Source organism: Alistipes sp. (assembly GCF_048465635.1).
In the GTDB taxonomy this organism is placed as follows: Bacteria; Bacteroidota; Bacteroidia; order Bacteroidales; family Rikenellaceae; genus Alistipes.
In genome coordinates this window covers 214,048-225,565 of the sequence record NZ_DBFWLF010000013.1, presented here as the reverse complement: position 1 = coordinate 225,565, position 11,518 = coordinate 214,048, and the positions used below count along the sequence as shown (strand labels likewise).

At 63.8% G+C, this 11,518-nt stretch carries 6 protein-coding genes; 2 read left to right on the top strand and 4 right to left on the bottom strand.

The features are described 5' to 3' along the window. Positions 1 to 737, bottom strand: a 737-nt coding sequence (locus ACMO9O_RS05740; RefSeq protein ID WP_418982765.1) for a nucleotidyltransferase domain-containing protein, incomplete at its 3' end; no start/stop codon positions are given. A gap of 1,219 nt (positions 738 to 1,956) precedes the next feature. Between ACMO9O_RS05740 and ACMO9O_RS05735 the strand changes: the two genes are divergently transcribed. Next, on the top strand, positions 1,957 to 2,295 hold the full coding sequence (locus ACMO9O_RS05735) for a hypothetical protein (RefSeq protein ID WP_418982763.1): 339 nt from the start codon (positions 1,957 to 1,959) through the stop codon (positions 2,293 to 2,295). Positions 2,296 to 3,441: 1,146 nt separating this feature from the next. Beyond that, complete coding sequence (locus tag ACMO9O_RS05730; RefSeq protein WP_418982762.1) at positions 3,442 to 4,332, top strand: SDR family oxidoreductase; 891 nt, start codon at positions 3,442 to 3,444, stop codon at positions 4,330 to 4,332. Positions 4,333 to 4,404: 72 nt separating this feature from the next. Here ACMO9O_RS05730 and ACMO9O_RS05725 read toward each other — a convergent pair whose 3' ends face one another. The 3 genes from ACMO9O_RS05725 to ACMO9O_RS05715 are packed head-to-tail and all read right to left on the bottom strand — an operon-like array spanning position 4,405 to position 11,517. After that, a complete protein-coding gene (locus tag ACMO9O_RS05725) occupies positions 4,405 to 5,532 on the bottom strand; it encodes a glycoside hydrolase family 88 protein (protein ID WP_418982760.1) in 1,128 nt (375 codons plus the stop codon). A gap of 4 nt (positions 5,533 to 5,536) precedes the next feature. Beyond that, entirely contained in the window at positions 5,537 to 8,341 is a 2,805-nt protein-coding gene (locus ACMO9O_RS05720) for a glycosyl hydrolase (protein WP_418982759.1), read from the bottom strand. 2 nt (positions 8,342 to 8,343) lie between these two features. Beyond that, positions 8,344 to 11,517, bottom strand: coding sequence for a DUF4450 domain-containing protein (locus ACMO9O_RS05715; protein WP_418982758.1), 3,174 nt, complete (start codon positions 11,515 to 11,517; stop codon positions 8,344 to 8,346). Position 11,518: the final 1 nt, after the last annotated feature.

Here is an 11,518-nt window from a genome sequence, read left to right as displayed (position 1 = left end):
CGCGGCAGCGTGAAGATGTTTTCGATGTGGGTGTCGTCGAAAGCCAGCATCAGCTTCGTCGACAGCGTCCGCATCCGGTCGTGCATGATGACCGGGTCGTGGCTGTCGAACTCCAGCCCATGATAGACGTAATAAAGCGTGTGGTAGAAATAAACCATCGCCTGCGCCGAGAACTGGGCGGCCAGACGCATGTTGCGGTTCACACTGAAGGCTTCCTGCGCCTGTTCCAACAGTTCATTGCCCTGCGTGCGGAACGTGTCGAAATGAAACTTGGCGTCCGCATACGCCTTGGCGAAGTCGATCGGGTATTTCGGCCGTTGAAAATGATAGGTGTCTTTGCAATAAAGCAACTCACCCTCGGCATGGGCGAAGAAGAGGAACGGCGTCGCGTTCGATTCGACGAAGCTCAGCGTCATGATGTAGAGATTGATGTAGGTAATCTGCCGGCGGCTGTACGGGATTTTGTAACGCAGAATGCGTTTGGTCTGTATCCAATCGTATTCCGGGGTTTCCCGAACGACCATCAGCAGGTCATAAGCCATTGCGTCGCTATGCGGCGTCCCGCCGACCAACTTGCCGAAGAGCAGGATGTATTCCGGATCGAAGTAGCCGTCGGTCAGGCAGCGGACGATCCGGTCGGCTTCATCCGGGTCGTAAAGCCGTTCTGCGGGTTGTTCGAGTTCAGAAGCTATGCGCTGTGCAGGGTTTTCCTGCAAGGGGTTTTGATTCGTTTCCATTGGGTTGATTGTTAGAAATTTGACAAAGTGAGGGCTGTCCTTATCGTGCGCAAGGGCACAACAAAGAGAATAACGGTTTGGTTAGCAATTACTTGCTAATCCGGCGGATGAGAGTGGAAACGGATCGGGAGGTTGCAGGACGGGAACCGCCTGCGGCTGGCCTTGCGGCGCGCATCGCCGTAGCGAATGCCTTGTGTAGTGTTTGTCAAAATATAAAAAAAAGGTAGTGCAGGTGACAAACACTACACAGTTTCCCGCATACTATTTACCGTTCGCGGGTCGCTAAACCCCAACGGCGCTGCACTACCAAGCTCTATTATGCTTGTATGCGGAAATAAAATCGTATAGTGTTTGTCAACGGCAAAGATAATAAAATATCCGGCAATGCTGCTTTCGCGTCGCTTATTTTTTGAACGATGGATGGGAAACAGGGTCCTCGGCGCGGCCAGCTAAACGCTCTTTGTGCATTTGTGCCCGTAAAAAAATCTTATCCTACGGATGCCGCGATCGGACGATTAAATAAAATATTCGGTTCCGCCACAAGGGATTCTCGTGCGAGGTAAAACCCGAAATCACTCCATAGCAGTCTGAAACCCCTCAAGGCGCTGAAAAACAGGCATTAAACCGCGGAATGATCGGGCGCAATCATGCGGAAGCGATCTGGGGAAATTAAAAATAAAATATTATCTTTGTGGCCCGGCTTGCGCCGGAACGGTTTGCCGACCGCATTTCGGAGCCAACGGAGCAGACCGCTTTTGTAGAGGCTCTATACATATGCGTCGGGCATTATTTTTCGATCCATCCGACCCGCAGCTTCACACAGAAGCCGGCGCAGGGGCTTTCCCACGACGGATGTCGATGAAAGTTTCTGCGTTCTTTTTTGCCTGTCCGCTTTCGTCATCGGGACCGTTCCCATCTGTACTTATACCCTGCGTTTCGCCCCGTTTTTTTGCGCAGAAACCGATGCGTTGAGGTTTTTTGTGCCCGAGGTCTTGCACGGAAGTAAATTTAGCGCTACTTTTGGATTGCAGGATAGCAGGAAGCTGTTTATCTTCGTAAAAGCCACTACATAATCTAACTGTCTGATAGGCAGCCGAACGCGTTAAAAGCGCGGTCTTCGGCAGGAACAGTTATGTTATAAAGTGGCTTTTACGACCTGACGGCGCCGGAGAACCGCGCATTTTTTGGAACGAAACGGAATTCAAAATAGATGCCGCAAATGAAAAAAACTACTAATCCGGTTCCGGCCGACAACCCCGGTCCCGACCCCTTTTCAGGGGTTCATTTTACGATGGGTGAATTGTACCTCTTCCACCGCACTATTCCTGCCTGTCCGGCGGACAGCTCGCTGTGGGGCGTTTTCGACAAGCGCGCCGATGCAACGCTCTACCTCGAATCGAGTTCCACGGACCTGATCCACTTCACACGGTGGCATCCGCTGCCCGAAGGTTACCGTTACTGCCGCCGGGCCACGCGCTCGGAACTGCGCGATTACACGGGCAACCTGAGCTGGACGGAGTGCAGCCTCACGCTGGCCCGCACGGGCGGCGTCAGGTAGCGCGCCCCACCGGACCCGCTTACCGGACAAGACCCCATCGGGGCGGCAGTGACGCAACATTGCAAGAGGGAGGACCTGCAAAGGGCCTCCCTTTCCTGTTTATAGATTTCGATCTCGTTGAAACCCGATTGCGCGTAAACGCAAAAATATCCGCGGTTTTCGGAGCCGCCACGGGCTGCGATTAGCTCCGTTGGATTCCGACCGTATGGTCGGGCGGGCGCAATATGGTTTTCTTGCGGTTCGAAGAACCGACGGGCAGCAGTCCTTGTTTCGATCGTTAGGTCGGCGGGCCGCAGCCTCCGGCAGCGGAGGCCCAAAAAGATAGTTGCCCCGGATGGCCGTTGGTCGGATTGACATACGCACGCTTTTGAACCCCTAACCTCGCGGCGTGTCGCCGCGTCTGCAATTCTGACCCCACCCCGGCCCTCCCTCAGGGAGGGAGATGGCGTACGATCCGGACGGTTGCGATCCTTGAGCCGCACGGGCTGTCCGGTTTGTCTTGTTTCGACCGTTAGGTCGGCGGGTCGCAGCCTCCGGCAGCGGAGGTCCGCGTATCGCGTTCCTCGGCAGGCTTCTGCCAAATTTATCTCCGCGGCGCGTATGCGCCGCACCTGCACGCGCACTTCTGGAAACGGCGGGAATTGCGGTTGTCCGACGCCGAACGCCCGGAACGGGCGTGCGATATGCTTTAGCTTTCGTGCCCGTTCAGCGAGGAGGAGGACAGACGCCCGCCGTTTTCTGCGTGCGCGGTTCTTTCGCCCTTTCTTTGAAAGAAAGGGCAAGTCTGTCCATCATCGAAGCCGGGCGAGCGACACGCCCGTCAAATCACGCTCGATTGCCGAATCCTTGCGGCGTGCCGCCGCATTTACATATCTGACCCCACCCCGGCCCTCCCTCAGGGAGGGAGATGGCGTACGATCCGTACGGTTGCGATCCTTGAGCTGCACGTGCTGTCCGGTTTGTCTTGTTTCGACCTTTAGATCGGCGGCCCGCAGCCTCTCGGCGCGGAGGCCTGCATGCGCGTTCCTCCGCAGGCTGCGACCCACCTCTTTCCCTCCTTCATCCAGTCTTTCCCGCACTGCATATTCCCTTCCCTTCCTGGCCTGAAAGTTGCATTTTTCGTTCGAAAAATACTGTTTGACCCCCATGAAAAAGAACGATCAGACCACGCTGGAAAATCCGCGTGACATTCATTACAAGGACGATTTCCCCAAGCAGCGGCAGCCGGCTCCGGGCGTCGAGGAGCAGATGAACCCGCGTCCCGACACAGGCGAGGAGAGCTACCGGGGCCTGGGCCGTCTGAAAGGGCGCAAGGCGCTCATCACGGGCGGCGACTCGGGCATCGGGCGCGCCGTGGCCATCGCTTTCTCGCGCGAGGGGGCCGACGTTGCGATCAACTACCTCGCCTCCGAGCAGGAGGACGCCGACACCCTGTGCGCCGACATCGAGCAGCACGGCGGCAAACTCCACCTCTTTCCGGGCGATCTGAGCCACGAGGAGACCGGCCGCGAGGTAGTGCGCCAGGCGGCCCGCGCCCTGGGCGGACTGGACATTCTGGTGCTCAATGCAGGCCGACAGACCGCTGTGCGCGAGATCGCCGACCTGAAGACCGAGCAGTTGCGCAAGACCTTCGAAACCAACCTCTTTGCCATGTACTGGATGGCGCAGGAGGCGATCCCGCTTCTGCCCGAGGGGGCATCGATCATCACCACCTCGTCGATCGAGGCGTTCGAGCCGAATCCCCAGCTGCTCGACTACGCCGCCTCGAAGAGCGCCATCGTGGGCTTCACCCGCGCGCTCTCCAAACAGCTCGCCCCGAAGGGTATCCGGGTCAACTCCGTGGCTCCGGGTCCGGTCTGGACGGTGTTGCAGGTCACGGGCGGCCAACTCCCGGAGAAGATTCCCGAGTTCGGAAAGAGCACGCCTCTCGGCCGCGCCGGACAGCCCGTCGAGGTGGCGCCGGTCTACGTCTTTCTCGCCTCCGAGGAGGCCAGCTTCATCACCGGACAGGTGATCGGCGTCACGGGCGGCAAATAACCGCCCCTCATCGCACGAAAAAAGGCTTGCGGCCGATTCCGCAAGCCCTTTTCGCATCCGTTGCTCCGGACCTTATTGCAGTTTGTAAACTTCCGATCCGGCCAGCAGGAAGCACCCCGTGCCGTAGTCCTCGAAGTCGGGCATCGAATCGCAGGTGACGGGCTGGCCGTCTTTCGGCTCCTTGCCCGTTCCCTGCACGTAACCCAGAAAACCGTTCTCGTGCACCGCCTCGCCGACCAGCGCGTTCCACGCCTTGAGCACGACGGGCAGGTACTCGCGGCGGTCGAGCACGCCGCGGTTGATGCCCCACGCCATGCCGTAGACGAAGAGAGCCGTTCCGGTGGTCTCCTTGCCGCCGAAGTTGCCCGCGTCGTGCAGGCTTACGTTCCAGAAGCCGTCCTCGCGCTGGCACGCCTTGAGCGCCTTGCACATCGCCTGCAGGTCGGCGATATAGGCCGCCCGGTGCGGCTCGCTGGAGGGAAGCTCGTCCAGCACGCGCACCAGCGCGGCCACCACCCAGCCGTTGCCGCGCGACCAGTAGCAGTTCTTTCCGTTCGGCTCCTTGTAGGGCGGCACGAAATTCTTGTCGCGCCACCAAAGCCCCTCTTTGGGGTTGTAAAGCCCTCCGGCGAGCGTGTTGCGGCTCCACGAGTACATCTCCCACGCCTTCTCCCAGTAACGCGCGTCGCCTTTCAACGCGCCCAGCTTCGCCAGCACGGGCATGCCCATCTGGATGGCGTCGATCCACGTCCAGTCGTCGATCTGCGGGGTGTTGACGAGCATGTTCATCGAGGCGATGGTCTTGGTGAGCATCCGCGGCTCGGGTGTCAGGCGGTAGAGGTCGATGTAGGTCTGCGAGGCGCAGTAGTTGTCGGCGTTGCGCGAGGGGGTGTTGTCCTTGCGCATGCCCCACTTGTGCGCCTCGGCCCACGCATAGGCGTAGTCGTAGTAGCGGTTCTCGGGGTAGATGGCGTAGAGGGCCATCAACCCCTCGTAGTAGACGGCGCGCGTCCAGATATTCGCCTCGTAGACCTTCTTGCGGCTGTAATAGGGGATCACGGCCGCCGGGTCGGCGTACTTTTTCATGAAGTAGTCGTTGACCTTCACCATTTCGGCGAGCGTCTTCTTGCGCGCGGGAATCTCCTGCGCCGTGGCCGCAGCCACCGAGAGCATCAGAATTGCGATCAGCAGTTTTTTCATCGGTTTATCGGATTGTTTTGGATTGTACGGGAATCAGTTTCACCTCGCCGTTCAGACCTCCCGGTTCGGTGGGCCAGTCCGAGGTGTCGAGCGGCCGGTTGAGCGCGCTGACGATGTTCGCATCCTTGAAGATGCGCCACTCCAAGCCGCGGCGGTCCATGTCGGCGATGCGGTTGGCCGCAAGGTTCGTCACGTCGATCTCGATGCGGTTGTCGCCCGCATCGAGGTAGCGGCCGACCTCCAGCCGGAACGGCACGGACCACGCGATGCCGGCCTCGCGGCCGTTGACCCTTACGCGCGCCGATTCGTAGACGCGGCCCAGGTCGAGCACCCAGCTCGCGGCTGCCGCGGGGTCGGGAACCGCGAAGGTCGCCGTGTAGCGCCCCGTGCCGCAGAAGACCTGCAGCTCGGGCGAAAGTGTCGTCCACGAACACGGTTCGGCGAGCGATATGGCTGCCGTGTCGGGTTCTTCGGGGAACGAGAGCGTCCAGCCGCGGCCCTCGATCGCTGTCCCCTCCGCTCCGGCGTAGGGCCAGGCGACAAGATTCGCCTGCGCTTCGGCATAGGCTTCCATCAGCATTGATTGCCCCGGTTGCAGCTGGAGATAAACCTCCGTCGTGCCGTGCTGCGTAGGACGAATCGCTGCCGTACCGCTGCGGCCCGTCAGCGGGTCGGTCAGGACGACCTGCCGCGCCGTGGCGCCGATCTCCCGCCAGCCGTCGATGCCCTGGCTGGCGAGCAGCGAAAGGAAGTAGCGCCGTCCCCGCCCGTCCTTGCGCCGGATCAGCTGGCAGCCCGCCGCCTTGAGCGGTTCGCGCCGGCCGCCGGCAGCTGCCAGCAGCTCCCCGAGGTCGCCTCCGGTCAGGATGCACCCTCGGCCGAAACGGTGCTCGCCGAGCTGCCTAAAATCGGCTTCGGGCAGGCGGCGGGTAAGCCGTGCGAGCTGTTTGCGGCGCTCGCCGAGGCGGCCGAAGCCCGGCACGTCGTCGGGGTAGCGCTCCAGGAAGACGACCGTCGCGCCCTGCCGCGCCAGCGCGAGCATGCGTTCGAGCGTTTCGTGCGGAATCAGTCGGCAGGCGGGCACGACGAGCGCCCGGTAGCGCGTGCCCGCTTCGGTGACGAGCTCCCCGTCGCGCACCGTCGTGCCGCACAGGTAGCGGTCCGAGATGTAGTCGGCGTCGTAGCCGCCGCGCACCAGCGCATTCATCGTGCGTTTCAGCTCGGGCATCGTGCGCTCCATTTTGTGAATGTCGAACAGCAGCAGGTTCTTCCCCTGCCGGCGGTGGCTGATGTCCTCCATCGGGATGTAGAGCAGAAAGTCGTTGTCGGGCGCTCCGGCCTGCAGGAACTCCTGGCAGCGGGCCACGTACTCGAACAACCCCTCCGCGTCGCGCCACCAGGGAGCCGTGGGCGAGAGGTTGACCGAGGCGTAGAAGAGCCAGCCGGGGAACGCCGCGCCGCGGGGCGAGTAGGGGGCGCCGTGGAAGTAGACGTGGTTGACCCCCGAGGCGAGAATCTGGTCGATCTCGGGTTTGCACTGGGCCGGCGAGGTGCGGAAATGCTCGGTCAGCCACGTGAGCGTCTCGCACGAAGTGAGCGGCTTGCCCGTGACGTGCGCCGCCGACGAGGCGAATTTCAGCACCGCGGGGTCCGCGTCGCTGCGTTTTGCGTCCGCGTCGCGCCGCAGATCGGGCAGGTCGAACTCCGTGCGGCCGAACGATTCGCATTCGGGGATGTCGACCGCGGCGTAGAAGTCGAAGATGTTGCCCGGCGAGCCGTGCGCCTGGTTGCGGACGCGGCTGCCGCGGGCATGGGCCCAGTCGGCCCACGTCTGCGTGAAGTTGCGCAGCAGCATGCCCGCCAGCGTGCGGCGGTAGTCGCTCACGATGCGCGCCGAGCGGTCGTCCGCCCCCTCGGCTGCAAATTCGGGCAGGTACTCCTCCAGCCGGTAGCCGTTGTCCCGCTCGAACTGCGCGGGGAGCGTCTCGGTCCAGCTTGCGCCGTAGACCTCGAACGAGTCGTTGAAGAAGGTGTCGGGCCACGGCGCACCTGCGGCGTCGAACGCCTCGTCGAAGCGCTGGAGGTAGTGCTCCACGGCCTCGCGGTCGTAGTGGTCGAGCACCAGCCCCTCGCCGCCCGGTGCGGCGCGCTTGACCTTCTGGAACGTGCGGCCCGCCCAAAGCGCGTAGAGGGTCCAGCCGCCCTCGGGAGCCTGCCACGCCAGCTCACCCGCAGGGGTGATGCGGTCCGTCAGGTTGAGCCGCTCGCCGCGCTCGCTGACGGCCTGCACGACCTGCAGGCGCGCCACGGCCTGCTGCTTGGGGTCGGCGGGAAGAAGCGGTCCGTCGATCCGCTCGCCCGCTTTCAGGCAGCGGGTTTCGAGGATGTATTTCTGGGCGCTTTCGGCCGGTGTGATCCACGGACCGCCGAAAGGCCACCCCGTGCAGTTGCTCATGTCGACCTGCAAACCCAGCTCGGCGGCCCGGCGGACCGTATAGGTATAAGCCTCCATCCAGGCGGGCGACAGGTACTCCAGGTCGTTGCGCTCGTTTCCGCGCACGCCGTAGATGGGGGTGATTTCCACGCCGCCGATCCCCTTGCGGGCAAACTCCGATAGGTTGTAGTCCAGCCCCTCGCGGTCGACGGCGCTGCCGAGCCACCACCAGCGCACGTAGGGCTTGTGCTCGGGTCGGGGCCGCTCGGGGCCGCTCGGGACCTCTCCTGCCGCCGCAGGGGCGGCGGTTCCGGGGGCTGCCGCCGCGCTCGTCAGCGTGCAGGCAAGCAAAAGGGTGAGAATCGGTTTAAGCATCGTCATTCGCTTTGCAGGGTAACGGCCATCAGTCCGATCACCACGTCGTTCGAAAGGGTTTCCAGCTCCAGTGCTTCCAGTTCACGGTCGGGGTCGAGGCGCACGTCCAGCAGCATCCCCGCGCCGCCGTCGATCTGCCGGCCGTAGACGCCTCCGATGCCCAGCTCTTCGCCCAGACGGCGGCTGACGCGGCCCGACTGGAAGTGGATGCGGTAGGGCGGCTGCGTGCCCGCGGCGGGCCGGAACGCATAGCGGTCGTAATAGATGTCCTGCTCGATAGGAACCCAGCTCGTCGGGTTGACCAGCTCCGTAGTCGTCACTGTGCCGTCCTTGTAGCGGATGCGGACCACGCCGTTCGGAAGGTCATACTGCATGTGGTTGGTCGATCCGGCCAGCATCAGGTAGGCGTGGGCGGCGCGTCCGGAGAGCGGAACGGTCGCCGCGGCGGGGTAGTTGTCCCAGAGCGAGGTGAAGAGGATGTTCTCGCCTGCCGCCGGGGTGCGGAACGGAATCCCGAGCGGGGTATGGAGCAGTCCGTCGCCGTCGACCAGTGCCCGCAGACCACTGTCGTCGATCTCGGCGGTCTGCTTGGGGTGACACCACTCGCCGATGCCCTGTACGGGGATCTGAAGTGTCGTATACGGCGGTCGCGGCGAGAGGTAACGGTTGCGGAAAATATCCGTCACCGAAGCGTTGAACGCCATCTTTACGGGATGGCACTTCGTGCTGACGACCGCTTCGAAGCCCGGTTCGAACCGCGGCGGTTCCGCGGCGGGAAGCTCCTCGGTCGCCCACCAGCGCAGACCGTCGCCTTCAGCTTCGCGGAAGCGGGTGTGGCCCAGCTCTTTTTCGGCTCCCGTGAAGCGGGGGCGGGGCATCCTGCCCCAGATGATCTCGACCGCGGCGTGCGGGGCCGACCCTGCCTCGATGATGATCGCCGGAGCGCCGATCGCAGTCGCAACGGGCTGCCAGGTCGCTGGGCGGCCGTTGACGGTCACCCGCTCGACGCGGCCGCGGGCCTCGACTTCGAGGCGCAGGGCGAGCGGCCGTGCGAAGCGCTGTTCGATGGTGTAGGTGTCGCGCCGTCCGTCGCGGCGGAAGGTGTAGCAGAGGTCGCGCATCGTAAGATCGGCCTCGTTCCACGCCGCGGGGAAGCCCGGGCGGAGCGTCAGCCGGCCGTGCAGCGCATCGGGCCGGATGCCGTAAAGCCCCTCGACCAGCGCGCGCGACCAGACCCCGATCGGATCGCCGAAATCGCGGTAGCACTCCCCGCGCGCCGCGTCGAAGTGGCTGATCTGCCCGAAGTTGAGCGGCGAGGCGCCCAGGTACATGTTGTCCAGCGCCACGCTCTTCATCAGGCGGAACGCCTCCTCCGGCCGGCGGGCCTGCCAGTAGGCGAGCGCCGTGTGCATCACCTCGGCCACGGCCACGTTATTGATGCTCCACGAGTAGGGCTTCCAGTCGGTGGTCGAAAGGACCGCGTATCCCGGTTCGATGCCCTCGGCCTCGACGGGAATGTGGGGGATGTGCGTGTCGACGTAGCGCGTGGCAGCGTAGGCCTGGAACGGGTCGGCCGCCTCGGAGTCGATGGCGTGGTAGATGGTCCAGAGCGCCGCATCGGGGTGCAGCCGTCTGTGGCCCATCAGGTCCTTGTACTCGGCCCAGTGGCCGCGCTCGTCCATCCACAGTGTGCGGTTCATCGCCGCGAGGATCGCTTCGGCCTCCGCGCGGTAGGGTGCGGGATCGTAGCCCAACAGTTCGGCGATCCGGGCGGCGCAGCGGTTGTGGTAGTAGTTGTAGGCCGAGGAGTGGGTCACCGCGCCTCCCGAATAGTAGAGCGCGTCGCTGGCCCAGATGCAGCAGTAGGCGTCGTAGAGGTGGTCGCCGTCGGGGTCGAAGTTGCGCTTCTCCCACCGCAGATGCCGCTCGATCACGGGCCACATTCGGCGGGCGTAGGCCCGGTCGCCCGTCCAGGCGAGGTGGCGCAGCAGCTCGTCGATGTAGCAGAGGTTCATGTCGTAGTGCGACATCTCCTCCTTCTTGCCGGGCCGCCGGGCGATATAGCCATCGCTGTACATCTGTGTCCCCCACCGTTTTTCCGCCCGCGCCAGGTTGAGCGCCGAATCCTGCCGCGGATGGCCGCAGACGGGCGGCCTGTCGGTGATCTGGTTGGCGGCGTAAGTGTCGAAGTGGCGGCGGGCCCGCTCGTGCCAGCCCAGCGCGTCGCCCGCGTAGGCTCCGCGCCAGCCGCTGTACGGGGCGCGCCAGCCCACGGCGCCGTGCAGCCACACCTCGCCGCTCCAAAGGCCGTCGGCGGCCAGCGCGAGCGCCTCGCCCACGGGGTTGATCCACCGATCGGGCGTGCGGATGCGCAGCGCCCCGGCCAGTTCGGTCCGGCGGGCTTCCGCCTCGGCGAAACGCTCGGCCAGCGCTTCGGCCGAGAGGTCGGCGCGCGTGGTTTCGGGGTAGACCGCCAGGTAGCGCGTCTCGCCCGCACCGAGCGTCAGGCGGGCGCGCAGCGCAGGGGCGGCGGTGATCTCGATCCGGTCGGTAGGCAGCGTCAGACGGAGCGTCGTGCGCGTCTTGCGGCCGTACTCCACCGCGACCTGGCAGCCATCGACCGTGTAGACGTTGCCGGTGCAGTATTCGGGTTTGAAGGCGAAGCAGTCGGGCTTGTCCACGCCGATGTCCCCCTCGCGGTAGAACTTCACGTCGGCCACCCCGCCGAAGGCGATGCCCACCTCCATCGGTTCGCCGCCCGTGTTGGTCAACTGCCACAACGCCGCGTCCTGCGTGCGCATGACCTGCGCCTCGATGCGCAGCCGATCGTCGAGCCGGTAGCTCATCTTCCCGGCCTCATAGCGGGCCGTGCAGTGGTCGTAGGGCACGTCGAAACGCAGGTTGCCGCCCATGCGGGGCAGGTACAGCCCGAACTCGGGCATGTCGCTGCATTCGAGGCGGAAACCCGTGTAGGCTCCGTAGAGCGCGCGGATGAACTTCCGCTGCCCGTCGCGCAGCTCCACGCCGCTGCCCGCGGGGCGGTAGCGCAGCGTGCGGGGACCCTCCGCGGGTTCGTTCCACGAGTAGTCCTCGTTGACGGCCGCCGGTTTGGTGCTCTGCGCCGCAGCCGGGACGCAGAACAGAAGCAGGGCGGGGAGAAGCATTGCATGTTTCATC

Coding starts and splice junctions, on each gene's coding strand:
- ACMO9O_RS05715 (WP_418982758.1), bottom strand. CDS start 11,517: ATGAAACATGCAATGCTTCTCCCCGCCCTGCTTCTGTTCTGCGTCCCG.
- ACMO9O_RS05725 (WP_418982760.1), bottom strand. CDS start 5,532: ATGAAAAAACTGCTGATCGCAATTCTGATGCTCTCGGTGGCTGCGGCC.
- ACMO9O_RS05735 (WP_418982763.1), top strand. CDS start 1,957: ATGAAAAAAACTACTAATCCGGTTCCGGCCGACAACCCCGGTCCCGAC.
- ACMO9O_RS05720 (WP_418982759.1), bottom strand. CDS start 8,341: ATGCTTAAACCGATTCTCACCCTTTTGCTTGCCTGCACGCTGACGAGC.
- ACMO9O_RS05730 (WP_418982762.1), top strand. CDS start 3,442: ATGAAAAAGAACGATCAGACCACGCTGGAAAATCCGCGTGACATTCAT.